This window comes from Brevibacterium sp. OS20, assembly GCF_056837565.1.
The window spans coordinates 1-26,874 of record NZ_CM166367.1; the positions used below are offsets into that span (position 1 = coordinate 1).

The window sequence follows — 26,874 nt, forward strand, 5'->3', positions numbered from 1 at the left end:
GTGTCGAATTCCAAGAATGAGCTCATCAGCCGCTGGCACACGGTGGTCTCAAACCTGGAAAAGGACCCGGGCCTCTCGTCGCACCAGAAGGGTTTCCTCTCCCTCGCCGTGCCGAAGGCCCTCGTCGACAATGCCCTCATCCTTCTCGCCGTGCGCGAAGAACACACCCGCCGCACCATCGAGACTCGACTGCTCGGCCCCCTGACCAGGGAGTTCTCCAAGGTCCTCGGGTTCGAAGTGACGTTCGGATTCGTCGTCGATCCCGAACTCGACGTGCCGATCCGCTTCGAAGAACTCATCGGAGAGCCGACACCGGGAACTCAGGTTCCCATCGATCCGGCCACCTCCTCCTCGGCGACGGAATCGCCGGAACCCATCCCCACCGAGGCGGCCGAACCGGTCCGACCGGTCCCCGCCGATCATTCGACGCCCGAATCCGCCCAGCCGAGTCAGGGCCAGCCGGCCGCGCAGACCTCGGACACCCAGTTGCCGCAGGCGCAGGCATCGGCACCGCCGGCAACGCAGACGCCCGCCTCGCAGCCGCAGGCTCCCGCCGATTCCGGGATGACCGACCGTGAGATGAAGATCGCCGAGGCGACCGCCGCCCCGATGGGCCCGCCCGTCGATGCTCCCGGCGTCGCTCAGCTCAATCCGAAGTACACCTTCGACACATTCGTCATCGGCGCTTCCAACAGGTTCGCCCATGCAGCGGCCTTCGCTGTCGCCGAGGCACCGGCCAAGGCCTACAATCCTCTGTTCATCTATGGGGACTCGGGATTGGGCAAGACCCATCTGCTCCATGCGATCGGCTACTACGCGACTCAGCTGTTCCCGGAGATCCGAGTGAAGTACGTCTCCAGCGAAGAGTTCGTCAACGACTTCATCAATACGATCGGCTCATCGAAAACCTCGAATGCTCTGCGTCCGGCATTCCAGCGCCGCTACCGTGAGGTCGACATCCTCATGATCGACGACATCCAGTTCCTGCAGGGCAAGGATGCGACCGTCGAAGAGTTCTTCCATACGTTCAACGCTCTGCACAATGAGGCCAAACAGGTCGTCATCACCTCCGATCAGCCGCCGAAGATGCTCAAGGGCTTCGAAGAGCGGCTGCGCTCCCGATTCGAATGGGGTCTGCTCACGGACGTGCAGCCGCCGGATATGGAGACTCGGTTCGCGATTCTGCGCCGCAAGGCCGCAGCCGAGCAGCTCGATGTTCCCGACGATGTCCTCGAATACATCGCCTCCCGTGTGTCCTCGAACATCCGCGAACTCGAAGGCGCTCTCATCCGGGTCACGGCATTCGCCAACCTCAACGATCAGCAGATCGACGTCTCCTTGGCCGAGACCGTGCTCAAGGACTTCATCACCCCCGATGACACCCCTGCGGTCACGGCCGCGGACATCATGGGCCAGACCGCTGCCTACTTCAGCCTCACCCTCGATGACCTGTGCGGAACCTCCCGGTCCAGGACGCTGACGACGGCCAGGCAGATCGCCATGTACCTGTGCCGCGAGCTCACCGACCTCTCCCTGCCGAAGATCGGACAGGCGTTCGGTGGACGCGATCACACCACCGTGATGCACGCGAACAAGAAGATTCGAACTCAGATGGCCGAACGACGGGCCGTCTACACCCAGGTCACCGAACTCACAAACCGCATTAAACAACAGCACCGCCTATAGAAGACGTCATACACATCTGTGGATAACCCTGGGGACAATTGCTCACAGCTTGGGGACAGAACGGTGGACAGAACTGCTCCACGGGTGGAAAGATGTGAACTACATGCTTGTGTTTACCCAAGCGCCCACCGACGCCTCGGTCACGGTGCACATGGCATCCACAAGCCCATAATGGCTCAGAACCCTTGATTACTCTGGGGTAAGCGGCACTTGTCCACAGTGTCCACATGTGCTGATACTTCTACCAAGTGAATTCAACTCTTAAGAGGGCGACCGCCACCGACTGCTGCGGTGGATGAGCTTCGAGCTCACGAGCTCGAGGTCGAGAGAGTCATGGACCTGCAGAATATTCGAACACAGGATCTCGGCTGATTCTCGAATGCGAGATTCGCTCGCTGAGCACCCCTGGCATCCCTTTTCGGCCGCCACTCCTGAGGTGGGCACAAATCGGATAGGCTGTGTAAAGTTTTCCGAGCAGTATCGAGCCTGTGACTCGCAACCCGGAATCTCGTGCCAGATGCCCAGTGCAGGTCGGGTGGCCACCCCGAAGGAGTAAAGTGAACGCGGAAGCATCCCCCTTGAAGTTCAAAGTCAATCGCGACGTTCTCGCTGACGCTGTTGCCTGGGCGACCAAGACTCTGCCCAACCGTCCTTCCGCTCCGGTCCTCACCGGCATCCTCATCACCGCCGAAGCCGGCGGCACAGTGCGTCTCGCCGTCTTCGACTACGAAGTCTCATCCCGCGTCGAGATCGTTGCCGACGTCGCCTCCGCAGGAACGGTCCTCGTCTCCGGGCGTCTGCTCGCCGACATCTCCAAGGCTCTGCCGAACCAAGAGGTCACTCTCGAACAGATCGATGCGAAAGTCGACGTGACCTGCGGATCCTCGCGCTTCTCACTCATGACGATGCCTGTGGCCGAATACCCCGCGCTGCCGCAGATCCCCGACGACTCGGGCACCGTTTCGGCCGGTGAGTTCCAGAACGCCGTCTCACAGGTCACGATCGCGACCTCGAAAGACGACACCCTGCCGATCCTCACCAGCGTGAGAGTCGAGATCGAGGGCGAGAAGGTCACGATGCTCGCCACCGACCGCTATCGTCTGGCCGTTCGCGAATTCACCTGGAACCCGGGACGCCCCGACGTCTCGGCCGTGGCTCTGCTGCGCGGACGCACGCTCTCCGATGTCTCGAAGTCCCTCGGCGGCGATGTCACGATCGGCCTGAGCACCGATGCCGGCAAGGACCTCATCTCCTTCACCTCGGCGGGTCGAGTCACCACCTCGCTGCTCATCGAGGGCGAGTACCCGAAGGTCCGGTCGCTGTTCCCGGATTCGGTGCCGATCCATGCCATCGTCGAGACCGCCGTGCTGCGCGAAGCCGTTCGCCGCGTCTCACTCGTGGCAGAACGCAACACACCGCTGCGCTTCGAGGTCACCGACGGCATGCTCACCCTCCACGCCGGCACCGGTGACGACGCTCAGGCCTCCGAAGCCGTCGAAGCCACCCTCCAGGGCGACGAGATCACCGTCGGCTTCAACCCGCACTACATCGCCGAAGGTCTCGCCGCTGTCGAGAGCCCGTACGTGAACTTCTCCTTCACGCAGCCGATGAAGCCGGTCATCATCTCCGGGCAGAAGGAACTCGACGGTCCTGCCGACGAGTCCTATCGCTATCTGCTCATGCCCACGCGCATCTGAATGTGGATATCCCGACTCTCCCTGCGTGACTATCGGTCGTATCCGGAACTCGACCTCGAGTTCTCACCCGGAGTCACCACATTCGTGGCCGACAATGGGACCGGGAAGACCAATATCGTCGAGGCGATCGGGTACCTCGCTCATCAGCGCTCCCATCGGGTGGCCTTCGACGCTCCGCTCGTCCACGAGGGGCGACCGGCTGCGACGGTGTCCGCACTGGTCAACCGGGATCAGCGGCATGCCACCGTCGAGGTGACTATCCAGGCCAAGGGTGCCAACCGGGCCCGGGTCAACCGCAATGCGGTGAAGCTCAAGGACATCCTCGGCCTCGTCTCCTGCGTCGTCTTCGCTCCCGAGGATCTCAGTCTGGTCCGCGGTGAACCGGCCGAACGCCGGTCGTGGATCGACACGCTCGTCGTGGCGCGAAATCCGCGCTTCGCTTCGATCATCACGGACTTCGAACGGGCACTCAAACAGCGCAATGCTCTGCTCAAACGGCTCCGCGAGGACCGCGATCCCGGCCTCGAGGCGACACTCGACATCTGGAATATGGCCTACGCGGACTCCGCTGCCGAACTCGTCTTCGGGCGACAGCGGATCCTCGCCGATATCGTCGAGCCGCTGCAGACGAACTTCGCCTATATCGCAGCCGATGCCCGACTGGAACGGCAAGGCGCCCACATCGCCTACGATTCGCGCATCGACTACTCGCAGGCAGCATCCGCTGCCGACTGCAAGGAGCTGCTGCTGGCGGCCCTCGATCGTCGCCGCACGACTGAGATCGAGCGCGGACTGACCCTGCACGGACCCGGTCGCGATGATCTGTCCCTGATGATCGGAACCCATCCGGCAAAAGGCTATGCCTCTCACGGAGAGACCTGGTCGCTGGCGTTGGCCATGCAGCTGGCAGGGTGGGATCTGCTCTCCGCCGATGCCGGAAGCGCCGCTGAACAGCCGATCCTCGTCCTCGATGACGTCTTCGCCGAACTCGACACCGGTCGGCGTCAGCGTCTGGCGTCCAGAGTGACATCGGCCGAACAGGTCTTCATCACCGCGGCCGTCGACTCCGATCTGCCCGATGGTCTCGAAGGAATCCGGATCGACCAGTCCCGACTTCTGCAGAGCGGCGCATCATGAGCGGCATCGACCGGGACTACTCCACTCCCGTCGCCGCACTCGAAGCTCTCGACCGAGTCCGACGGATGGAGGTCACCGAAGCGAAGTTCGTCCGCAGCCGTCGCCGTTCCCGCCTGCGCGGCGAAGCCGTCTACTCCGGATCGGGTCGTGACGGCCGTGACCCGAAGACCGTGTCATCCGTGCTCGGGTCGCTCATCACGGACCGCGGCTGGTCGTCCTCACTCGACATCGGCAAGGTGCTCGGCCGGTGGCCCGACCTCGTCGGACCCCAGGTGGCCCAGCACGCGACGCCCGTCGACTTCTCTCCTCCCCTGCTCGTCATCGCCGCAGACTCGACGACCTGGGCGACCCAGCTGCGGGTGCTCAAACCGACGATCCTGCGCAGACTCGAGGAAGGGCTGGGTTCGGCGACGATCACCGAGATCGAGATCAAGGGGCCACAGGGACGCAGCTTCAAACGCGGTCGACGATCGGTGGCCGGCCGCGGACCCCGGGACACATTCGGGTGAAGTGGGCAGCCGCCTCGGCGAAATTCCGGGAAGAATCCCTGTATTTCTGAGAAGAACACAGAGGGCCTTAAACGGCCATAGCCGCTACCTCACCTGTCCGGGGGTACATCTGCGGCACGAAAATTCGGGAAATATGCCTTCACAGGCCGCTTACGGGCATTTCAGCGTGCGGCGCGGTAGAATGGGGAGCTGATAGCGACCATCCGAGCAAGGAGTCATATGACGACCGAGGATCAGCCTCATTATGATGCCGGCGACATCACTGTTCTCGAGGGTCTCGAGGCAGTCCGGAAACGGCCCGGCATGTACATCGGTTCGACCTCGGAACGTGGTCTCCACCACCTCGTTCAGGAGATCGTCGACAACTCGGTCGACGAGGCGATGGCCGGCTACTGCGATCATATCGAGGTCACCATCCTCGCCGACGGAGGCGTCCGTGTCGCCGATGACGGCCGTGGAATGCCGGTGGCGATGCACCCGACGGAAGGCAAGCCGACCGTCGAGGTGATCCTCACGATCCTCCACGCCGGCGGTAAGTTCGGCGGCGGCGGATACGCCGTGGCAGGCGGTCTCCACGGCGTGGGTTCGACCGTCGTCAACGCACTGTCCGAACGACTCGAGGTCGAGGTCAGGCGCGACGGCTACGTGTGGACGATGGACTTCGACCGTGGTGTGCCCAACGGCGAACTGCAGCGCGGCGAAGCCACCGATGAGACGGGCACGACCGTGACCTTCTGGCCGGACGGCTCGATCTTCGAGACCACGGACTTCTCCTACGAGTACCTCCGTGCGCGCTTCCAGCAGATGGCCTTCCTCAACAAGGGCCTGAAGATCAGCCTCACCGATGAGCGCCACAACGAAGTCGATGACGACGATGTCCAGATCGACGAGGACGAGGCGACCGAGTGGAAGCCGCGCACCGTCACCTACGAGTACGCGAACGGTCTGCTCGACTATGTCGAGTACCTCAACTCGACGAAGAAGGCCGATCTTGTCCACCCTGATGTCATCGTCTTCGAAGCCGAAGAGGGCGAACAGACTCTCGCGCTCGAGATCGCGATGCAGTGGACGACGTCGTACAACGAGTCCGTCCACACCTATGCAAACGTCATCAACACCCATGAGGGCGGCACTCACGAAGAGGGCTTCCGCACGGCTCTGACCTCGCTGGTCAACGCGTATGCGAAGGAACAGAAGCTGCTGCGCGACAAGGACCCGAACCTCACCGGCGATGACATCCGCGAGGGACTCACGGCCGTCATCTCCGTCAAGCTCGGCGATCCCCAGTTCGAGGGTCAGACGAAGACGAAGCTCGGCAACTCCGAGGTCAAGGGCTTCGTCCAGCGCGTGGTCCGCGACGAACTCGGGCACTGGTTCGAGTCGAACCCGGCCCAGGCCAAGGACGTCGTGCGCAAGGCGCTGCAGGCCTCCCAGGCCCGCTTGGCCGCTCGCAAGGCGCGTGAGGCCACTCGCCGCAAGGGACTGCTCGAGTCCTCGGGCATGCCCGGCAAGCTCAAGGACTGCCAGTCGAAGGATCCGACGATCTCGGAAGTCTTCATCGTCGAGGGTGACTCGGCCGGCGGCTCGGCGACTCAGGGCCGCAATCCGAACACTCAGGCGATCCTGCCGCTGCGCGGAAAGATCCTCAACGTCGAAAAGGCTCGACTCGACCGTGCGCTGGGCAACAACGAGGTCCAGGCGATGATCACGGCCTTCGGCACCGGCATCGGTGAGGAGTTCGATCTCGAGAAGCTGCGCTATCACAAGATCGTCCTCATGGCCGACGCCGATGTCGACGGTCAGCACATCACGACCCTGCTGCTGACGCTGATCTTCCGGTACATGAAGCCGCTCATCGAGCACGGCTACGTCTACCTCGCCACCCCGCCGCTCTATCGCATCAAGTGGTCGAACGCCCCGCACCAGTTCGCCTACACCGATAAGGAACGCGACGGACTGCTCGAGACCGGGCGGGCCGCCGGCAAGCGACTGCCCAAGGATCTCGCGATCCAGCGCTACAAGGGTCTGGGCGAGATGAACTACGAGGAGCTGTGGGAGACGACGATGGATCCCGACCACCGGCTGCTCAAGCAGGTGTCGCTCGACGATGCGATCGTCGCCGACGAGATCTTCACCGTCCTCATGGGCGATGACGTGGATTCGCGTCGCCGCTTCATCCAGGAGAACGCGAAGGACGTCCGCTTCCTCGATATCTGATCGTCCGTCCTCACCGGGGCAGCCGCCTCGGTGAGGGTGGGAGACCGGATGCACCGCCCCCATTCTTTGCACGCACCAATCGCCGCCGCACACGGCTGAGATCCAGCCGGACACGGTTCGAACACAAGGGAAGAGCCCACATTGGCCGACGAGAACGATATCGGAACAGAAATCAACCGGATCGAACAGGTTGATCTCAACCTCGAGATGCAGAGGTCGTACCTCGATTACGCGATGAGCGTGATCGTCGGACGTGCCCTGCCCGACGTCCGTGACGGACTCAAGCCCGTCCACCGCCGCGTGCTCTACGCGATGTTCGACGGCGGGTACCGCCCCGACCGCAACTTCTCCAAGTGCTCGCGCGTCGTCGGCGACGTGATGGGCCAGTACCATCCGCACGGTGACACGGCGATCTACGATGCCATGGTCCGCCTCGTGCAGCCGTGGACGATGCGCTACCCGCTCGTGGCCGGTCAGGGCAACTTCGGCTCCCCGGGCGACGACGGAGCGGCCGCACCGCGTTATACCGAGTGCAAGATGGCGCCCCTGGCCATGGAGATGGTCCGGGACATCGAAGAAGGCACCGTCGACTTCCAGGACAACTACGACGGCCGCAACCAGGAACCCATGGTCCTGCCCTCCAGGTTCCCGAACCTGCTGGTCAACGGCTCGGCAGGCATCGCCGTGGGTATGGCCACGAACATTCCTCCCCACAACCTGCGTGAGGTCGCCCAGGGCGCACAGTGGCTGCTGTCCCACCCGGAGGCGAGCAAGGAAGAGGCGCTCGAGGCCCTCCTCGGCATCGTCAAGGGACCCGACTTCCCGATGGGTGCGACGGTCCTCGGTCGCAAGGGCATCGAGGACACCTACCGCACCGGTCGCGGATCGATCACCCAGCGCGCCGTCGTCGAAGTCGAAGAGATCCAGGGCCGGACCTGCCTCGTCGTCACTCAGCTGCCGTACATGGTCAACCCGGACACCCTGGCTGCGAAGATCGCCTCCTACGTCAAGGACGGCAAGGTCGCCGGCATCGCCGATCTGCGCGACGAGTCCTCGGGCCGCACCGGTCAGCGCCTGGTCATCGTGCTCAAGCGCGATGCCGTGGCCAAGGTCGTGCTCAACAACCTGTACAAGCACACGTCGCTGCAGGAGAACTTCTCCGCGAACATGCTGGCCCTCGTCGACAGCGTGCCGCGCACACTGAGCATCGACTCCTTCCTGCGTCTGTGGGTCAAGCACCAGATCGAAGTGATCGTCCGTCGCACGCAGTTCCGTCTGCGCAAGGCCGAAGAACGCGCGCATATCCTGCGCGGCTACCTCAAGGCCCTCGACGCCCTCGACGAGGTCATCGCCCTGATCCGCCGCTCCCCGTCCTCGGACGAGGCGCGGAGCGGACTGATGGAGCTGCTCGAGGTCGACGAACTCCAGGCCAATGCGATCCTCGACCTGCAGCTGCGCCGACTGGCCGCACTGGAGCGACTGAAGATCCAGGAAGAGGCCGAGAAGATCGAGCAGCAGATCGCCGAGTACAACCACATCCTGGCAACCCCGGCTCGCCAGCGTGAGATCGTGTCCGAGGAACTCGACGAGATCGTCGAGCGCTACGGTGACGATCGCCGGACGAAGATCCTCGCCGGATTCGACGGAGACGTGTCCATGGAGGACCTCATCCCCGAGGAAGAGGTCGTCGTCACGATCACCCGCGGCGGTTACGCGAAGCGGACCCAGACCCACCTCTACCGGGCCCAGCACCGTGGCGGCAAGGGCATCAAGGGCGCGGCACTGCGCGGCGACGACGTCGTCGAACAGTTCTTCGTCACCTCGACCCACAACTGGCTGCTGTTCTTCACGAACACCGGTCGCGTGTACCGGGCGAAGGCCTATGAGCTGCCCGAAGGCTCACGGGACGCCAAGGGCCAGCACGTAGCGAACCTGCTCGCCCTCCAACCAGGTGAGACGATCGCACAGGTGCTGTCGATCCGGGACTACGAAGTAGCCGACTTCCTCATCCTCGCCACCCGTTCCGGTGTGGTGAAGAAGACCCGCCTGAGCGAGTACGACTCGAACCGCACCGGCGGTGTCATCGCCATCAACCTGCGCGAATACAAGGGTCAGCCCGATGAGTTGGTCTCGGCCCGCATCGTCGGTGCCGAGGATCACCTGCTGCTGATCTCGCGCAAGGGCATGTCGATCCGCTTCGCCGCCGATGACGAGTCGATCCGTCCCCTGGGCCGAGTCACTGGTGGCGTCACAGGTATGAAGTTCAAGGACGACGACGAGCTGCTCACGATGGACGTCGTTCGGCCGGACACCTACGTCTTCGTCGTCACGGAAGCCGGGTTCGCCAAGCGCACCCCGGTCGACGAGTACCGCCTGCAGGGGCGCGGCGGTCTGGGAATCCGGGTTGCGAAGATCACCGAACAGCGCGGAGACTTGGTAGGCGGACTCATCGTTGAAGACGGTGAGGAGGTCCTCGTGGTCATGGAGCGCGGTAAGATCGTTCGGTCGAGCATCGATGAAGTTCCGGCGAAGGGACGCAACACCATGGGTGTGGTGTTCGCGAAACCGGATAAGAAAGATCGTATTATCGCAGTGACCCGTGGGCCCGAAGCCGAGGTCGAAGACGAGATCGAAAGCGAAGACGATGCCGAAGTCCCGGAAGGTGAGGTCGCAGAGCCTCAGACCGGCAACGAGGATGTGGAAGAGTGAGCGATAGCAAACAGCCAGGCTCAGGCAAGATCATACGCACGTCGAGCGGCTCGACCCGTCTGACGGCCGGATCGTCGAAGTCGGACGACAAGTCGGCTGCGGCAAGCGGTTCAGGCTCGAACTCCGGGTCGGGAACCGGCGCGAAACAGGGATCCGGCCCCGGTCGCGGCTCTTCGGGACCGAACAGCCAGAACGCCACCGTCGTCGCACCTCCCGCTCCGAAGGCCTCGCCGAAGCCCAACCGGGCACCCTCGGCGGGCTCGACGCCGTCGGCACACACCGGATCTCAGGGATCGGGTGCTCAGACCGGGTCCCAGGGATTAGGCGCACCGACTTCCGGTTCACAGGGAACAGGTTCCCAGGGATCGGGCGGCGGCAACCGCAGCGCCACCTCGGTGATGGGAAATGCCGCGAACACCGTCCGCGCGAGCTCCGGCAGCGTGAAGATGGGTGTGAAGAACATGGTCGACAGCGGGAAGGGCAAGAAGAAGAAAGGCCCCCGCACCGTCCGCCTCACCGTCTCCGCGGTCGATCCGTGGTCGGTCATGAAGATGTCGTTCCTCATGTCCGTGGCGATCGGCATCGCCACGATCGTCGCCTTCATCGTCCTGTGGGTCGTGCTGCAGGCGACCGGTGTGATGAGCGGCCTCGAATCGACGATGAGCGAGCTCGCCGGCGCAGAGTCGGCCGAGCGGATCGTCGGCATCTTCGGCTTCGGCCGAGTCGTCGCGGCCGGCTTCATCATCGCGGTCATCAACATCGTGCTGATGACGGCGCTGTCGACGCTGGCGGCCTTCATCTACAACATCGGCTCCCTCATCGCCGGCGGATTCAGCCTCACCCTCACCGACGACTGATTGCTACCTGACGGCGGCTCAGCAACCTCGCGCGAGGTATCTGGGCCGATCCTTCTATGTCTGTCAAGCCGGCGTGGGAATTGTTTCTAGCCCGTTGAGAATCTTGAAAACTCGACGCGCGAGATACCATTTGAGCTTGCGCTTGAGTTCCCTCTTCGACTTCTTCGTCGGGTCCTCACCAAAGCGCTGGGCAACATAATCCCTGGTTCTCTCATCGTGGATCATCCGGTTCGTGATCACCGTGTGCAGGGCCCGGTTCAACTGCCGATCCCCACCCCTGTTCAACCGGTGTCGTTGCGTGTTGCCCGACGAAGCAGGGATCGGATTCGCCCCTGCCAGGGCTGCGAACGCAGCCGCGTTACGGACTCGTCCCGGATGCGACCAGGCGGTGAAGAACACCGCGGCAGTGAACGTACCGATCCCGGGTTCGGCCAGCAAGACTGCCGCCGGACTGGCCTCAACAAGTTCAGCGAGCTTGTCATGGTTGTCCTGCAGATCGTCATCAAGATCGAGGACGCGTTGAGCTAAACGGACCGCTTCGTCCCGGGACGTGGCCAGGCCGATGTCTTCCTTCCTCGACCGCCACTTCGAGATCTCGACGAACTGGGCATCGGTCAACGAGTTACGGGCATCAATTCCCAGAGCGACAGTGCGCACCAACGCGGTCAGGGAGTTGATCATCCGGGTCCGTTCGGTGGTCATCGCGTCCCGGGCTGCCAACAGCACGCGCAGGCCCTGGCGGACTCCTTCGCCTTGGCGTGGCCACCGCAGCTGGTCGGTGTGTAGCGCCAGCACGGACTTCGCGATCCGGTAGGAGTCGAGCTCATCGCTCTTACCCACGCCGTACCGGGCTTTGGCATCCATGCGTCCAGCTTCGACCACGGGGTATTCGGTCGTGGCGATATGACCGGTCAGCACCGCCCCGTAGGATGCGGTTCCTTCCACGACCCACAGGGTGTCGAGGTCACCTTTCGTCCACCGGCCGGCCCAGGTCAGGGCCCGTTTGATGCCGGCCCGAGATGTCGGGAAGCTGCCGGTAGCCACGAGGATGCCGGTGTTGGTGATGATCGTGTAGACGTGTTTTCTGGCGTGTGTATCGACGCCGATGAAGAAGTTGTATAAGTGCGCGACAATGGACATAGCGGTTCGAAGCTCCCTGTTTGACCGATAGGTTGTGCGGCCGCTTGCGGCCGGTACCGGTCCGGGATGAGGTCACTTCGGAACAACACTGTGATGAGTCACGCCCCGGCAAGGGGCGGACAGCCTTCTGATCAAGTTACCGAGGTGGGCCGAGTCGGTGCCGGCCGCACCACCCATGTGATCGGACAAATCGGCCCGAAGACACCACCAAAAGGGGGTGGGTCACCGCCAGGTTGAGTCACGATCACGGGGTGGAGAGGCCAGCACCTACTCTGCCAGCCGGTCCCAGACCAGCCACTACCAAGACTCACAGCCGTCAGGTAGTTCTGGGAGGGTGTGAGAGGGGTCACTGGGCGTCGATTTGTGTTTAGCTGCGGTCGATGGGTATTGTTTTACTTCGGGTTCACCCGATGAGGGCCTATAGCTCAGGCGGTTAGAGCGCTTCGCTGATAACGAAGAGGTCCCTGGTTCAAGTCCAGGTAGGCCCACGTCCTGTCACAACAGGATTTCCTTTCGAGGAGGATCATGAGAAGATGGATTCTCAGCGGTCTCACGTTAGTGGGACTGGGAGTGTTCTTCGGGTGGCGGCACCAGAACCAGAGTGCCCAAGCCGAATGGTCCGAACACACCGACTCGGTGTGAGGGTGTGAACCCGTTTCGGGGGTATGGCGCAATTGGTAGCGCATCTGCTTTGCAAGCAGAGGGTTAGGGGTTCGAGTCCCCTTACCTCCACTCGAGTAGTTTTGAGACAGCACTCGTAGAACGAAGGCTCCGAACCAATGTGGTTCGGAGCCTTCGTCGTTGCGAAAACCTATCAGGCGCGCCAGTAGCCCAAGTAGCCATCGATGAGGCCGTCATAGGTGTGCAGGCTGCGGTCGCCGTTGAAGTTCTGGTGCCACACCTGGCCTTCGTAGTAGATGCCGATGTGACCGTAGGAGGTGGTGTTGTCGCCGTCGCCCCAGACGAGGATGTCGCCGTTCTTGAACTTCTGGTCGGTGTGCCAGGTGAAGCCGTTCGCCTTCATCTTGTCACCGCCGGAGCCGCCTGCCTGATAGTCGACGGCGTTGCCCCACGCTCCGTGGTCGACGCCGTGGACCTCTTCGAGGGCCCGGGAGATGAGGCTGACGCATTCTCCCTGGTAGCCGCCCTGCGAGTTCGCCAGCGACTGGCCCTTGTAGTGCTTGAGGAAGTCTCCGATGTTCGAGAACTTCTTCTCCGCCTCCGGGCTCGCCGAGGCGGTGCCGGAGTCCGCAGCCGAGTTCTCGGCTGCGGCGGAGGCGGCTCCCGCGGAAGCGGCGGGCGGTGCCGCCGGCTGGGCGGCGGAGGCGATCGAACTGGAGCCGAGCACGGCGGCTCCGGCGATCATCGCAGCTGTCATGGTCTTCGTGGTGACGTTCTTCAGAGTCATTCTCATCCGTTCGTTCCGCTTGACTGTGTGACTGGTAGTGACTTTCCAGGAGACGATCCGCCTCGGTGACGGGTCGTCTCCTCTGCCGACGTTAACAGCGCTTAAGTGAACATCCGATACGTCGAATCGAAGAGAGTGTGAACTCCGTCGCGACATCGATGCCGGCCGCCTCCGTCTACAGTGTTTCCATGAGACCTCTGCTGAGCCCGATTCCACCGCGGTGGATGGCGGCCGCGGTCGCCATCGGCATTGCGGTGGCAATGGGCGGCTGTTCAGCGAACGCTTCGCCGCCATCGACGATGCCGACCTCAGGAGCTCCCTCGCTGCCGACGTCAGGAACCTTCGACTACCAGCTCGGCGGATCCTATGACTCGCTGCCGGATTCGCGGGGCCGCATCGATATCGTCGTCCGCGACGCGGGTGCCGCGCCGCTGACCGGGGCCTACTCCGTCTGCTACGTCAACGGCTTCCAGACCCAACCTGACGAGGCTGCGGACTGGCGCGACCACGCTGACCTGCTGCTCCACGATGCCGTCGGTGACCTGGTCGTCGACCCGGATTGGCCTGACGAACACATCCTCGACCCCTCGACCGCAGACCGACGATCCCAGATCCTCGATGTCATCGGACCCGTCATCGACGGCTGCGCCGAATCCGGATTCGACGCCGTGGAGATCGACAATCTCGACACGGCCGACCGATTCCCCGACATCGACCGAACCGGTGCCCTGGAACTCGCGGCCGCGTATGTCGACCGTGCCCACGCCCATGGTCTGTCGGTCGCACAGAAGAACGCCGCCGAGCTCGCCGACACCGCGCATTCTCAGCTCGGCTTCGACTTCGCCGTGGCCGAGGAATGCGCCGCCTTCGACGAATGCACTGCGTACACCGAGATCTACGGCGATCGTGTCCTCGCCATCGAATATCCCGACACCCTCGCCGAGGCGGGGCTGGACTTCGCCGCCGCCTGCACCGTCCCGGATCGTCCGCCGCTGATGATCCTGCGCGACCGCGATCTCGTCGCCGCAGGCGATCATGGGTACCGATACGACACCTGCTGAGGAGACCGAGCGAGCAGTGACGAAGATCGCCGCGATTTCGGGTTCTCCCCACTGTCGGAGGTATTCGGGAATACGTTAGTCTGAGATGCTGTTGACACTTTCGTCTGCGCGTCGATTCGGCATCTGCGTGCGACCTCCGCCCACATCCCGGGCCCCTCAGACACATCCGAACGGAGCACCGTCTTGTCCAGCGACAGCTCACCCGCACACGCGCAGACACAGCATAACGACACCATCGACCCCGCCGGTATGAAGGTCATCTGGCTGCTGTTGGTGGCTGCCTTCGTGGCCATTCTCAATGAGACGACGATGGCCATCGCCATTCCCGAACTCAACAAGGCCCTCGACATCCCTCCGGAGCTCGGCCAGTGGCTGACCAGCGCTTTCATGCTCACCATGGCCGTCGTCATTCCGACGACCGGTTTCCTCCTGCAGCGTTTCACCACCCGCCAGATCTTCCTGGCCGCGATGATCCTGTTCTCTGCGGGCACGCTCATCTGCCTCGTTTCGCAGGGCTTCCTGCTGCTCCTCATCGGACGGATCGTCCAAGCCGCAGGAACCGGCATCATGATGCCCCTGCTGATGACCACGATGATGAACGTGGTCCCGGCGCATTCGCGCGGTCGGATGATGGGTCGAGTCGGCCTTGTCATCTCGCTGGCCCCGGCCATCGGACCGACGATGTCGGGCATCGTCCTCGATTCGCTGGGCTGGCGCTGGCTCTTCGGCATCATCCTGCCCATCGCGCTCATCGCACTGGCACTCGGCGCGAAGTGGATGACCAACCTCGGCGAGTCGACGCACGCCCCGATCGATGTCATCTCCATCGTTCTGTCCGTCTTCGCCTTCGGCGGCATCGTCTATGGCCTCAGCCAGTTCGGCGGAGGCCACGGCGGTGAGGCGGGCGGCGGATCGACGAGCACCCTGGCCTGGGCGACGATCGGCGGCGGAGTCGTCTTCCTCGCGCTCTTCGTGTGGCGTCAGCTCGTCCTGCAGAAGGGCGAGCGCGCCCTGCTCGACCTGCGTGTGTTCAATTCGCGGAACTACGTCTTCTCGGTCATCATCATGGCCGTCGTCGCCCTGTCCATGTTCGGCACGTTCTCCCTGCTGCCGCTGTACCTGCAGAGCGTCGTCGGACTCGGTGCCACCCAGTCCGGTCTCGTACTTCTGCCCGGTTCGGTGATCATGGGTCTGCTCGGACCGGTGATGGGTCGGATCTACGACGCCCGCGGACCGAAGACGCTCCTCGTGCCCGGCACGATCATGATCGCGTCCTCGATGTTCGCGTATTCGACGGCCGGCGTGGGAACGCCGATCTGGCTGCTCATCATCGTCCAGATCGTCATGTCATTGGGCCTGGCCGCATCGTTCACCCCGCTGTTCTCCGCCTCGCTGGGATCGCTGGAGCGCCACCTGTACTCCCATGGTTCGGCAGCGCTCAACACCCTGCAGCAGGTCGCGGGAGCTGCCGGCACCGCGCTGCTCATCTCGATCTACTCCGCGGCCCTGCACTCGGGTCAGGCGGAGGGCAAGTCCGTCCCCGAGGCGGGTGCCCCCGGCGGTCACGCCGCGTTCCTGTTGGCGACGGTCATCGCGATCGTCCCGATCGTCCTCGCGTTCTTCATCCGCAAGCCGGAGGACCAGGAAGAGTACCCCGCCGAGGTGGTCGAACCGACCGAGGCCAGCCCCGCCGAATGACGGTCGGCCCCGCCGAATAAAGGTCGGCCCATGACAGCGGCCGACTGAGGCACATCGAACCCCTCGTTCCGAATTTCCCGGAACGAGGGGTTCTGTCGTCGGCCACCTCGGTGATCGGAGGTTCCGACCTTGGTACGGTGACCTCATGACCTCCTCTGTGCCCTCGGCTCCGACATCCTCGACCGAGATCCAGCCGGACGTGCGGGTCCGCGGGGCCAGGGAACACAATCTGCGCAACGTCGATCTCACCGTGCCCCGGGATGCGCTCGTCGTGTTCACCGGAGTGTCCGGATCGGGCAAATCCTCCCTGGCCTTCGGCACCCTCTTTGCCGAGTCCCAACGCCGCTACCTCGAATCCGTGGCACCGTATGCCCGCCGGCTCATCGATCAGGCAGGGGTCCCCGACGTCGATTCGATCACGGGAATGCCGCCGGCCGTCGCCCTGCAACAGCAGCGCGGCGGGCGCAGCGCACGCTCGAGCGTCGGCAGCATCACCACGGTGTCCAGCCTCGTGCGCATGCTCTACTCACGGGCGGGATGGTACCCGGAGGGGCAGTCGATGCTGTTGGCCGAGGATTTTTCGACGAACACCGTCGAAGGTGCCTGCCCGGAATGCCACGGAATCGGCCGCGTCTACGAGGTGCCCGAGGACAAGATGGTCCCGGATCCGACGCTGACGATCCGGGAGCGCGCCATCGCTTCCTGGCCGAAGGCCTGGCACGGCCACCAGCTGCGCGATGTGCTCGTCGCTCTCGGCTACGACGTCGATGTCCCCTGGCAGGACCTGCCGCGCGAACACCGCGATTGGATCCTCTACACGGAAGAGACTCCGCACCTTCCCGTCCACTCCCGGCTGACGCTGGACGAGGCGCGCGAAGCGATCGCAGCAGGCGCCGAACCGACCTACTCGGGAACCTTCGTCGGAGCCCGGAAGTACGTGCTCGACACGTTTGCGAACACGAAGAGTGCCGGGATGAAACGGCGCGTCGCCGAATTCCTCAGTGCCGGTCCCTGCCCCGTGTGCCACGGAAAGAAACTCAGACCCGATGCTCTGTCGGTGACGATCGCCGGTCTCGACATCGCCGAATTCTCCGCGCTGCCGCTGCATGAACTCATGTCCGTCCTCCGCGATGAGGTCGCCTCGGCGAAGGCGGCTGCGGAGGCAGACGACCACCCGGCTGCGGACAAGCTCGCCGCGTTCGTCCGCCTCGGCGAGGGTCTCATCGATCGGCTCCGGCCGATCGTCGATCTCGGTCTCGGGTACCTCTCACTCGATCGGACCACACCGACGCTGTCCGGAGGTGAGCTGCAGCGGTTGCGATTGGCCACTCAGCTGACCTCGGACCTCTTCGGCGTCGTCTACGTGCTCGACGAACCCTCCGCCGGCCTTCACCCGCAGGACGTGGATGCCCTGCTGGGCATCCTCGACGGGTTGAAGGACCGCGGGAACAGCCTCTTCGTCGTCGAACACTCCGTGGACATCATGCGCCATGCCGACTGGCTCGTCGACATCGGGCCCGGCGCCGGCGAACGCGGCGGAGACGTCCTCTACAGCGGACCTACGGCCGGACTTGCCGAGATCGACGAATCCGTGACCAGGGGCTATGTCTTCGGCGGACGTGGACTCGAACCCCACGAACCCCGGCAGCCGCGAGGCTGGATGCACCTTGAGAACATCCGCCGCAACAATCTCCACGACATCAGCCTCGATCTGCCGCTGGGCTCGCTGACCGCCGTGACCGGAGTATCGGGTTCGGGCAAGTCCAGCCTCGTCAGCCAGGTGCTCCCGGCTATCGTCGGCGACCGGCTGGGCACCTCCGCGACTGCTGATGAACCCGCGTCCGATGATGACGAGCTCCTGCTCACCGATGAACCCGAGGAACTCGATGGCACCGTCACCGGCGAACTCACCGGGATCCGACGGGTGGTGAGCATCGATCAGAGGCCCATCGGCCGCACGCCCCGGTCCAATGTCGCCACCTATACGGGCCTGTTCGACCATGTGCGTCGCCGCTTCGCCGAGACGCCTGAGGCCAGAGAGCGCGGTTACAAGCCCGGTCGCTTCTCCTTCAACGTCGTCGGTGGACGGTGCCCCACCTGCGAGGGTGAAGGATCGGTCATGGTCGAGCTGCTGTTCCTGCCCTCGGTCTACACCGAATGCCCCGACTGCCACGGCACCCGCTTCCAGTCGAGCACCCTGGAGATCCTGTGGCGCGGACGCAATATCGCTGAGATCCTGGGGATGAGCGTCGAGGAAGCCCACGACTTCTTCACCGGCGAATTCGACATCATGCGGTCCCTGACCGCACTCATCGACGTCGGCCTCGGCTATCTGCGCCTCGGCCAACCCGCCACCGAGCTCTCCGGCGGTGAGGCGCAGCGGGTCAAACTCGCCAGCGAGCTCCAGCGCTCCCAGCGCGGCGACACCCTCTACGTCCTCGACGAACCCACCTCCGGACTGCATTGCGCGGATGCCGACCGGCTCGTCGCACACCTGCAGACCCTCGTCGATGCCGGCAACACGGTCGTCATGGTCGAACTCGATATGCGCGTCGTGGCCGTCGCCGACCACGTCGTCGAACTCGGCCCCGGCGCCGGTGACGACGGCGGCCGGGTCGTGGCGACCGGAACCCCCGCCGACATCGTCGACGCCGGGCAGGGGCCGTCTGCAGAATACCTCGCCGCGGCACTCTCCGAACTCCGGTGATCTGAGGCACACCTACCCGTTTCAACGGGCCGTGTGATCCCCAGAAACAAGCGGATCCCGGGGCCCGCCGCAATTGTTGGAGACGTCTAAGTCTCAGTTGTGCGTAGACACACCCGATTCGCGGCGGGAAGTCTTGAGATATGCCCACCGCAATCATCCGCCGCATCGCGATCTGCCTCGTCATCGCCGCACCCGCCGTGGTGCTGCGCATCACCGGCATCGAACTCGCCTCGGTTCTCGAGCTCCTCGCGTTCGGCGCCGCCATCGTCGCGGCCGCCTTCCTCCTGGCCTGGGCCGCCGAGGCGGCGCAGAAGGACATCTCGGGTGCTCTCGCGATCGCCCTGCTCGCCCTCATCGCGGTCCTCCCGGAATACGCCGTGGACCTCTACTACGCGTTCCGCTCCGGAACGGATCCGGATTACCTGCACTTCGCGGCGGCGAATATGACCGGATCGAACCGACTTCTGCTCGGCTTCGGGTGGCCGCTCGTCGTCATCATCGCCCTCCTCGTCGCCCGCCGCATGGCCAAGCGGACGAAGTCCCCCTTCCAGCATTCCCTGCACATCGACTCGGGCAGCCGGATGGACATCGGCTTCCTCGTCATCCTCGGTGTGATCGCCTTCGCCATTCCGCTGCTCGGCAGCATCCCCATCTGGTTCGGCTCAGCCCTCGTGCTCATCTTCGTCGCTTATCTGTGGCGGGCCGGGCAGGCCGCCGGCGATGACGAAGAGGAGTTCGTCGGCGCCGCGGCTCTCATCGTCGCCATGCCGCAGAAGGCCCGTCGGATCACGGTGGTGACGATGTTCGTCGTCTCGGCAGCGATCATCCTGCTGTCTGCCGAACCGTTCGCCGAGGCGCTCGTGGCCTCGGGTTCGGCGTTGGGCATCGACAGCTACTTCCTCGTCCAGTGGCTGGCCCCGCTGGCCTCGGAGGCCCCCGAGTTCATCATCGCAGCAATGTTCGCCCTGCGCGGCATGGGCGGGGCCGCCATCGGCACACTCATCGCCTCGAAGGTCAACCAATGGAGCCTGCTCGTCGGCTCCCTGCCGATCGCGCATTTCGCGGGTGGGGGTGGTCTCGGGCTGCCTCTGGACGGGCGGCAGATCGAGGAGTTCACGCTCACGGCCACGCAGACCCTCCTCGGTGTGGCGATCATCTTGGCCCTGCGCTTCCACTGGGCACCAGCGCTGGGACTCGCCGCGCTCTTCGGGGTGCAGTTCTTCGTCACGGACACCTCCGGCCGCTATGTCCTCTCCGCGATCCAAGCGGTGCTGGCGATCGTCTTCCTTATCCTCCACCGCAGTGACATCCTCCCCACGCTCGCTGCCCCGTTCCGCAGACCGCAGCGCAGTGACGACGGTGCAGACCCCGCCGAGGCGGCCGATCCGGAGCGCGAACCGCCCGTCACAATGTCCGCCGACCCGAAGTCGACCGGTACCCGCGCGTAGAATGACGATCATGCCGCGCCCCTCTGTCACTCGCATGGTCGAGGACTATGTCACCCTCATCTGGAAGGCCTACGAATGGCCCGGCGGTCGCCCCGCCACCACCGAGATGGCCGAACAGCTGGGAGTGACCGCCTCGACGGTGTCGGCGAACCTCAAGAAGCTCGCTCGCGACGGCTACATCGACTACGAACCCTACGGGCAGATCGTGCTCACCGATGTGGGCCGGCAGATCGCCGTCGAGATCGTCAGACGCCACCGCATCGTCGAGTCCTACCTCGTCGAGGCTCTGGGGCTGACCTGGGATCAGGTCCATGACGAGGCGGATCGACTCGAACATGCCGTCTCCGATCTCGTGCTCGAACGGATGAACGCAGCGTTGGGAAGCCCGCAGCGTGACCCGCACGGCGATCCGATTCCCGATGCCGACGGGCACACAGCCGATTTCCCGAGCCGGCGGCTGCAGGAGACCGCCCCGGGCGTCGAGGTCGAGGTCGTGCGCGTCTCCGACCGGTCGCCTGAACTGCTGCGTTACCTCACCGATCGTGGAATCGTCATCGGCACGAAGCTGCAGGTGAGATCGATCAGCTCGGCCGCCTCGGCGATCGCGGTCAGAGTCGGCGACGAGAACATCGAACTCGCCCTCGACGCCGCCGACGCGATCCGCGTCGGTCCCGGCCTCGGCTGAGGCAGACAGAGCCTCAGACCGACTGCGATTCCCACTCGGGATCCGCGGTGGCCTCGGTGTTTACTGCCTTCTGGCGCAATTCCCCTCCCCGCGCGCGTCCGGCGATGAGGAGGGTGATGAGCCCGCCGACGGTGACGAGCGCACCCGCCCACAGCGGTGAGGTATAGCCGAGGCCCGAGGCGATGGTCAGTCCGCCGACCCACGCCCCGAAGGCATTGCCGACGTTGAAGGCCGCGATGTTCGCTCCCGACCCGAGAGTCTGCGCGTCGCCGGAGTGGCGCATGATGCGCATCTGCATGGCCGGAACCGTGGCGAAGCCGAACCCGCCCATGAACACCAGCGCGATGATCGTGGCGACCTTGTTCTCGGCGATCAGAGAGAACACGGCGAGGATGACGACGAGACCGATGAGCAGGGTGAGCAGGGTCGCCCCGAGGTTCTTATCGGCCGCCCGACCGCCGAGGATGTTGCCGATGAAGAGGCCGACTCCGAAGAGGACGAGCAGCCATGGGACGGCGGCGCTGGAGAAGCCGGTCACTCCGGTGAGCGTGAACGCCATATAGCTGAAGGCTCCGAACATGCCCCCGTAGCCGAGGATCGTGATGAGGATCGACGCCCACACCTGACCGGAGGCGAAGATGCGGAATTCGCCGAGGATGCCCGAGGCCGCGTCCGATCGTGCCGGAATCGAGGGGACGAGGACGGCTATGCCGATGAGGGCGATGATGCCGATGACCGCGATGGTCCAGAAGGTCGACCGCCATCCGGCGGCCTGGCCGAGGAAGGTGCCCAAGGGGACTCCGAGGACGTTTGCCGTGGTCAGACCCGCGAACATCATCGAGATCGCCGCGGCCTGACGGTTCGCGGGCACCAGGGAAGCGGCCACGACCGCGCCGATGCCGAAGAAGGCGCCGTGGCAGAGTGCCGCGACGATGCGACCGACCATCATCATCTCGTAGCTCGGGGCGAGAGCCGAGAGTCCGTTGCCGATGATGAAGAGGACCATGAGGCCGATGAGAGCCGTCTTCCGATTGACCCGGCTCAGCGCCACGGTGATCGCGATGGCTCCGATCGCCACGGCCAGGGCATAGCCGGAGATGAGGTAGCCGGCGACGGTCTCGGAGACCGCGAAGTCTGCGGCCACCTCGGGTAGAAGGCCCATGATGACGAACTCGGTGAGTCCGATTCCGAACCCGCCGATGGCGAGAGCGAGCAGTGCGAGCGGCATGGTGGTGCAGACCTTTCGGTGGGGAGCGGATTCCGCGGTCGCGAAATCACGTGCGTGTGCAATAGGGCGCGTATGCAGTAGTTGCAGACGCAATGAATATAGTTGCACACGCGTCTTATCCGCGCAAGTGGTGTATCCTTGAGAGACGTCGAGAACAAGGAGAATGACGTGGGTATCAGGGACGACGCGGTGGAGATCCGGGCCAAGGGTTGGCGCACGCTCGCTGCTCTGCACGGACTCATCGAGGTCGAGCTCGAACGCAGCCTGCAGCGCGAGCACGACCTCTCCGTGGTCGAATTCACCGTCCTCGATGCGCTGAGCCGGCAGGACGGCTGGCATATGCGCATGCGGCAGCTCGCCCGCGCTGCCGCCTTGTCATCGAGCGCGACGACGCGGCTGGTCACCCGCCTCGAGGACCGCGGGCTGCTCACTCGTGTGCTCTGTGCCGACGACCGTCGCGGCATCTACACCGAACTCACCCCTGCCGGTGAGACGCTGCTCGCCGAGGCGCATCCGACGCATGACAATGTGCTCGAATCCGCTCTCGCCGAAGCTCGTGAGACGCCGGAGCTCGCGCCTCTGGTCTCGGCGCTCTATGCCGAGTCGGTCGTCTGAGCCATTGGGCTCTCCGTCGATACGTCAGCGAACGCAGTCGATATGCCGCTCACGGGCGGACGAAACCTCGACCCGGTCTTAGTCATGATGGACTCCCAGAACATCGGAGCGCCCCACCGGGTGCAGGGAATCGGGAATGATGATGGACGAGCACAGAACACTGTCGACAGAGAAGTCGCCGGAAGCGCACGGCGCAGGTGGTAACGGAGAACGGCCGCGACGGCGTGGCCTCCTCGGTGCCGATATGTCCCTGTGGCTGATGGGATCGCTGGTGGCGCTGACGATTCCGCGCACGGTCCTCACCGATATCGGAGTACTCGAGGCGGACGAATCACTGCTGTACTTCGTGCTCGCGCTCGCCCCGTATGCCGTATGGCTGGCCGCAGCCGTGCTGCGAAGGACTCGGACTCCTCTGCGCGATCACCTGCTCGTCGGCGGACTCTACGGCCTCTCACTCATCCTCGTGCACGAACTGTTCTGGAACTTCGAAACCTCCCAAGGGCAGAATCCGCCCCAAGGGGCGATCGATCTGGCCGCCGGGTTCACGGAGCCTGTGAGCACATTCGTCATCCATGCCAGCGAGTTCGGCATCGCCATGATGATCGGGCTGGGCTCCGGTGTGGTCATGGCCTCGATTGCGTTCATCGGACAACGGATACGGCGAGGTCTCCGTAGTCGGTGACCTCGGAACATCTGACTCCCGGCAGGACCGAATGGCCCGAGTCCGGCCGATCCGCACCGGATGGTTCAGGGTGCGGCCAGACCGGACCGAAAGGCGAAGACGACGAGCTGCGCGCGATCGCGGGCGCCGAGCTTGATCATCGCGCGGCTGACATGCGTGCGGGCCGTCGCCGGGCTGATGGTCAGGCGGCCCGCGATCTCCTGATTGTTCAGTCCCTCGGCCACGAGCGAGACGATCTCTCGTTCCCTGTCGGTGAGCAGGTCCAACTGCGGGTGCGGAGCGTGGGCACGGGGTGTGGGTGAGACGAACTCGGAGATGAGTGTGCGAGTCACCGAGGGAGCCAGCAGGGCCTCGCCGGAGACGACGATGCGGATGGCATCGAGCAGCCGTGCCGGCGCAGTGTCCTTGAGCAGAAACCCGCTGGCCCCGATGCGCAGCGCCTCGAAGACGTACTCATCGTGTTCGAACGCGGTGAGCACGATGACCCGAGTGCCCGCGAGATCCTCGTTGTCGACGATTCGCCGCGTCGCCTCGAGACCGTCGATACCGGGCATGCGAATGTCCATGAGCACCACATCGGGTCTTTCCTGCACCGCTGTCGCCACCGCGGCCAGGCCGTCGGAGGCCTCGCCGGCGAGCGTGAACTCGTCCTCGGCTTCGAGGAGGGCGCGCAGGCCCATCCGCACAAGATCCTGGTCATCGACGAGCATCACGCGGATCATTGCGATCGCGCTCGCCGATCATCTGATGTTCCCGGGGCAGGCATGTGATCGAGTGTAGCCCTCCTTGCGACGCGCCCCCAGGGTCGGAACACCGAGAGCACCATCGCGAAGGACACCGAAGCGGACGAGACGATCGGCGGGAAGAGCGCGGTGCGGTCGACGACCGGGGCACCTCCGGTGTCGAGGGCGCGCAGGCCGCTCGACTCGAGAGCCTCCACCCCGGAGAGCAGCAGGACGGGCACCAGGCCGATGAGGACGATGGTGAGCAGAAGTTTGATGAGCACCCACCAATAGCGGGTGAGTCCATACTTCGAGCCCGTGCCCAACAAGATCCCGGTCGCCAAGGTGACCAGACCGGTGACGATGAGGGGCCACGTGGTGAACGCGGAGATGCTCACCGCGGCAGCGGCGGAGTGCGTCGCCTCGGCGCGGAGGGCGGTGACGGTGAGGATGAAGAGGATGAGATCGAAGCCCAGCCATGTTCCAGCGGCGGCGATATGGCCGAGCAGCAGCAGTCTGCGGGTCTGCTTCGACGGTTTCCAATGAAGTGCGGCCGACATGTCCGGGTTCCCTTCCCTGCGGTGACCGGTCTGCACGGTGGGGACCGATCGGCGGTGTGGGCACCAGTCTGACGGGACCGCCTCGGCGAGGTCATCCGCCCCACGGAGACACTGCGCCTACGTCCGCGGGCGCAGACGGCAGGGCCTCTGCGCTCATGGACGCAGACGAAGATACCTCCGCACACCGGTGACCCTGCCGGGGACGGCGACGAGACTGGCAGACGATTCCTCACAGAAAGGGCTGTCGTCGTGAACGTTCAGCACATCACTGCTCCATCCGGAGCCCGCACACGGTCGGTCACTGCGCTCATCGCAGCGCTCGCCTTCCTCATCTTCTATCTCCTTGTATCGCCCATTGCCGGGGCCATCGCCCCACTGCCCCTGCCCGATGCCCCGACGGACGAGGTCGTCGCCTATTTCACCGAGCACGGCACGGCATCTGTGGTCACCGGCGGCCTGCAGCTGCTCTCTGTGGCAGGATTGGCGGTCTTCCTCTGGGCGATCAGGTGCCATGGCCCGCAGACGCGGGCGCGTGATCTGTGCATGAGCTCCGGCTGGATCGCCATTGCGGCGATGGGCCTCTCCGGCGCCATCGCAATCGGCCTGCCGCTCGTGGTCTCGGTGCTGTCGCCAGGTGGCGTGGAAGTCGCCCGTCAAGCGTCCTTCGTCGCCGGCGGGGTCGTACATGTCGTCGCGCTCGGTGCGGCGGCCCTGACGATCGGGCTCTGGCGGTCCTGGTCCCGGCCGGTGCGGGTGACGGCGTGGATCGCCGCAGTTCCGGCCCTGCTCTCGGTCACCTCGGTGTTCTGGTACTACGCCTCGATCCTGCTGCCTGCTGGACGTCTGCTGACGATGACCGCGTTCATCGTCGCCGGTGTCAGTATCCTGCGTGGCCGCAGTCTTCCGTCGCAGACCTCTGCACTGGGATGATGGGAGGGCATTCGAGCGGAGGACCGTCATGAGCAGGCTGCAGTGAGCGCGCAAGGGCATCGCCGCGTCCTCACCGATGGGCTCGTCGCCGCCGGCCTGCTGACGTTGAGCATCGTCTCGGCCGTGGTGCTGTCCTCCCACGGCGATGCGCCGCGATCCGCCGATGCCTTCGGTTTCGGCCTCGTCGTCCTTGCCTGTGCGCCCCTGGCCGTGCGTCGCCGGTTCCCGGTGCCGGTGTGCGTCGTGACCAGCCTCGCCGTGGCCGTCTACCTGCTGCTCGGATATCCGTACACGGCGATCATGGCGGCCGTGTCGATCGCCGTGTACACCGTGTGCCGGCGGGTTGCGACGATTCCCGCTCTGGTGGCTTCGGCGGTCGTATTCGCGCTGCTCGTCGCGCACATCTTCGTCAATCCTGCGGCCCTTCCCGGGCTTTTCGGACTACTCCCCTCGGCTGCGTGGATCGCCATCCCGGCGACCATCGGAATCTCGCGGCGGCTCATCATGGCCGCTCGCGCCAGGGAACACGCCGAGGCGGCCCGACGTCTGCGTGAAGAAGAACGTCTGCGCATGGCTCAGGAAGTCCACGATGTCGTCGGTCATGGGCTCGCGGCGATTCAGATGCAGGCCGATATCGCCATCCACCTGGCCGAGAGCAGGCCCGAGCAGGGGCTCACCGCGCTGCGGGCAATCAGTTCGGCGAGTCGTTCTGCGCTGGCCGAACTGCGTGAGGCCCTGCGCGATTCCGCCTCGAGCGGTGACGAGTCGGGAGCCCCACGGTCTCCGGCGGCGAGTCTCGCCCGCCTCGACGACCTCTGTGCCAGGATCCGTGCCGCAGGCATCGATCTCACGGTCGTGGTCACGGGTCCGGTGCGCCCCCTCAGCGCCGCTGCCGACCTTGCGGCCTATCGGATCGTGCAGGAAGCCCTGACGAATATCGTCAAGTACGCACCGTCACCGCAGGCATCGATCGCTCTCGACTACGACGCTTCCGGTCTCACCATGAAAGTGAGCAGCCCCTACGACAATTCTCCGATCATCGAAGGGTTCGGTCTGGGCGGCATCCGCCGACGTGCCGCCCACCTCGGCGGAGCCGTGACGATCCGGGCTGACGACGATTTCACGGTGCAGGCGTTCCTGCCAGATCCGGAATGACCGCAGACGTCAGCTCGCCCGCC

21 protein-coding genes and 2 tRNA genes are annotated in these 26,874 nt (G+C 64.6%); 18 read left to right on the forward strand and 5 right to left on the reverse strand.

Annotated elements, in window-relative coordinates; genetic code table 11:
• The 7 genes from dnaA to ACVZTU_RS00035 all read left to right on the forward strand — a co-directional run bounded on the left by dnaA (position 1) and on the right by ACVZTU_RS00035 (position 10,812).
• On the forward strand, positions 1-1,686 hold the full coding sequence (gene dnaA / locus ACVZTU_RS00005; protein ID WP_482401051.1) for a chromosomal replication initiator protein DnaA: 1,686 nt from the start codon (positions 1-3) through the stop codon (positions 1,684-1,686).
• A gap of 557 nt (positions 1,687-2,243) precedes the next feature.
• Entirely contained in the window at positions 2,244-3,383 is a 1,140-nt protein-coding gene (gene dnaN, locus ACVZTU_RS00010; protein ID WP_172173149.1) for a DNA polymerase III subunit beta, read from the forward strand.
• On the forward strand, positions 3,384-4,520 hold the full coding sequence (gene recF, locus ACVZTU_RS00015; protein WP_139909528.1) for a DNA replication/repair protein RecF: 1,137 nt from the start codon (positions 3,384-3,386) through the stop codon (positions 4,518-4,520).
• Positions 4,517-5,029, forward strand: coding sequence for a DciA family protein (locus ACVZTU_RS00020; protein ID WP_101546518.1), 513 nt, complete (start codon positions 4,517-4,519; stop codon positions 5,027-5,029). The genes recF and ACVZTU_RS00020 overlap by 4 nt, the downstream gene beginning before the upstream one ends.
• A gap of 219 nt (positions 5,030-5,248) precedes the next feature.
• Positions 5,249-7,246 carry a DNA topoisomerase (ATP-hydrolyzing) subunit B gene (gene gyrB / locus ACVZTU_RS00025; protein WP_370035079.1) on the forward strand — a complete coding sequence of 666 codons (1,998 nt, stop codon included), beginning with the start codon at positions 5,249-5,251 and terminating at the stop codon, positions 7,244-7,246.
• 141 nt (positions 7,247-7,387) lie between these two features.
• Positions 7,388-9,955 carry a DNA gyrase subunit A gene (gene gyrA, locus ACVZTU_RS00030; RefSeq protein ID WP_139467609.1) on the forward strand — a complete coding sequence of 856 codons (2,568 nt, stop codon included), beginning with the start codon at positions 7,388-7,390 and terminating at the stop codon, positions 9,953-9,955.
• Positions 9,952-10,812: a DUF3566 domain-containing protein gene (locus tag ACVZTU_RS00035; RefSeq protein WP_482401052.1), complete on the forward strand. Its 861-nt coding sequence runs from the start codon at positions 9,952-9,954 to the stop codon at positions 10,810-10,812. The genes gyrA and ACVZTU_RS00035 overlap by 4 nt, the downstream gene beginning before the upstream one ends.
• 63 nt (positions 10,813-10,875) lie before the next feature.
• Here ACVZTU_RS00035 and ACVZTU_RS00040 read toward each other — a convergent pair whose 3' ends face one another.
• Positions 10,876-11,952, reverse strand: a complete 1,077-nt coding sequence (locus tag ACVZTU_RS00040) for an IS110 family RNA-guided transposase (RefSeq protein ID WP_139470449.1) — start codon at positions 11,950-11,952, stop codon at positions 10,876-10,878.
• Between the two features lie 414 nt (positions 11,953-12,366).
• Here ACVZTU_RS00040 and ACVZTU_RS00045 point away from each other — a divergent pair.
• Positions 12,367-12,440, forward strand: a tRNA-Ile gene (locus ACVZTU_RS00045).
• Between the two features lie 171 nt (positions 12,441-12,611).
• Positions 12,612-12,684, forward strand: a tRNA-Ala gene (locus ACVZTU_RS00050).
• 82 nt (positions 12,685-12,766) lie between these two features.
• Here the strand turns inward: ACVZTU_RS00050 and ACVZTU_RS00055 are convergent.
• Positions 12,767-13,360, reverse strand: coding sequence for a CHAP domain-containing protein (locus ACVZTU_RS00055; protein WP_482401053.1), 594 nt, complete (start codon positions 13,358-13,360; stop codon positions 12,767-12,769).
• Between the two features lie 188 nt (positions 13,361-13,548).
• On the opposite strand from ACVZTU_RS00055, the gene ACVZTU_RS00060 reads away from it, so the two are divergent.
• The 5 genes from ACVZTU_RS00060 to ACVZTU_RS00080 all read left to right on the forward strand — a co-directional run bounded on the left by ACVZTU_RS00060 (position 13,549) and on the right by ACVZTU_RS00080 (position 20,959).
• Positions 13,549-14,421, forward strand: a complete 873-nt coding sequence (locus tag ACVZTU_RS00060; protein ID WP_482401054.1) for an endo alpha-1,4 polygalactosaminidase — start codon at positions 13,549-13,551, stop codon at positions 14,419-14,421.
• Between the two features lie 249 nt (positions 14,422-14,670).
• Positions 14,671-16,119 carry an MDR family MFS transporter gene (locus ACVZTU_RS00065; protein ID WP_482401767.1) on the forward strand — a complete coding sequence of 483 codons (1,449 nt, stop codon included), beginning with the start codon at positions 14,671-14,673 and terminating at the stop codon, positions 16,117-16,119.
• Between the two features lie 145 nt (positions 16,120-16,264).
• Positions 16,265-18,826 (forward strand): excinuclease ABC subunit UvrA, encoded by a 2,562-nt coding sequence (locus tag ACVZTU_RS00070; protein WP_482401055.1) that lies wholly within the window; start codon positions 16,265-16,267, stop codon positions 18,824-18,826.
• 140 nt (positions 18,827-18,966) lie between these two features.
• The gene (locus ACVZTU_RS00075) at positions 18,967-20,274 is read left to right on the forward strand and encodes a sodium:proton exchanger (protein WP_434592595.1); all 1,308 of its coding nucleotides are present in this window, start codon (positions 18,967-18,969) and stop codon (positions 20,272-20,274) included.
• 10 nt (positions 20,275-20,284) lie between these two features.
• Positions 20,285-20,959, forward strand: coding sequence for a metal-dependent transcriptional regulator (locus ACVZTU_RS00080; RefSeq protein ID WP_139467613.1), 675 nt, complete (start codon positions 20,285-20,287; stop codon positions 20,957-20,959).
• Positions 20,960-20,972: 13 nt separating this feature from the next.
• Here ACVZTU_RS00080 and ACVZTU_RS00085 read toward each other — a convergent pair whose 3' ends face one another.
• Positions 20,973-22,187, reverse strand: coding sequence for an MFS transporter (locus tag ACVZTU_RS00085; protein WP_139467614.1), 1,215 nt, complete (start codon positions 22,185-22,187; stop codon positions 20,973-20,975).
• A 168-nt stretch (positions 22,188-22,355) separates the two neighbouring features.
• On the opposite strand from ACVZTU_RS00085, the gene ACVZTU_RS00090 reads away from it, so the two are divergent.
• Together ACVZTU_RS00090 and ACVZTU_RS00095 are read left to right on the forward strand one after the other, a co-directional pair.
• Complete coding sequence (locus ACVZTU_RS00090; protein ID WP_139467615.1) at positions 22,356-22,802, forward strand: MarR family winged helix-turn-helix transcriptional regulator; 447 nt, start codon at positions 22,356-22,358, stop codon at positions 22,800-22,802.
• A gap of 142 nt (positions 22,803-22,944) precedes the next feature.
• Positions 22,945-23,484: a hypothetical protein gene (locus ACVZTU_RS00095; RefSeq protein ID WP_482401056.1), complete on the forward strand. Its 540-nt coding sequence runs from the start codon at positions 22,945-22,947 to the stop codon at positions 23,482-23,484.
• A gap of 65 nt (positions 23,485-23,549) precedes the next feature.
• Here ACVZTU_RS00095 and ACVZTU_RS00100 read toward each other — a convergent pair whose 3' ends face one another.
• Positions 23,550-24,206 carry a response regulator gene (locus ACVZTU_RS00100; RefSeq protein WP_139467617.1) on the reverse strand — a complete coding sequence of 219 codons (657 nt, stop codon included), beginning with the start codon at positions 24,204-24,206 and terminating at the stop codon, positions 23,550-23,552.
• Positions 24,203-24,766 carry a hypothetical protein gene (locus ACVZTU_RS00105; protein WP_420095508.1) on the reverse strand — a complete coding sequence of 188 codons (564 nt, stop codon included), beginning with the start codon at positions 24,764-24,766 and terminating at the stop codon, positions 24,203-24,205. Before ACVZTU_RS00105 ends, ACVZTU_RS00100 begins: the two co-directional genes overlap by 4 nt.
• A 249-nt stretch (positions 24,767-25,015) precedes the next feature.
• Between ACVZTU_RS00105 and ACVZTU_RS00110 the strand changes: the two genes are divergently transcribed.
• Together ACVZTU_RS00110 and ACVZTU_RS00115 are read left to right on the forward strand one after the other, a co-directional pair.
• The gene (locus tag ACVZTU_RS00110) at positions 25,016-25,696 is read left to right on the forward strand and encodes a hypothetical protein (protein ID WP_482401057.1); all 681 of its coding nucleotides are present in this window, start codon (positions 25,016-25,018) and stop codon (positions 25,694-25,696) included.
• Positions 25,697-25,738: 42 nt separating this feature from the next.
• On the forward strand, positions 25,739-26,851 hold the full coding sequence (locus ACVZTU_RS00115) for a sensor histidine kinase (protein ID WP_482401058.1): 1,113 nt from the start codon (positions 25,739-25,741) through the stop codon (positions 26,849-26,851).
• Positions 26,852-26,874 lie beyond the last annotated feature (23 nt).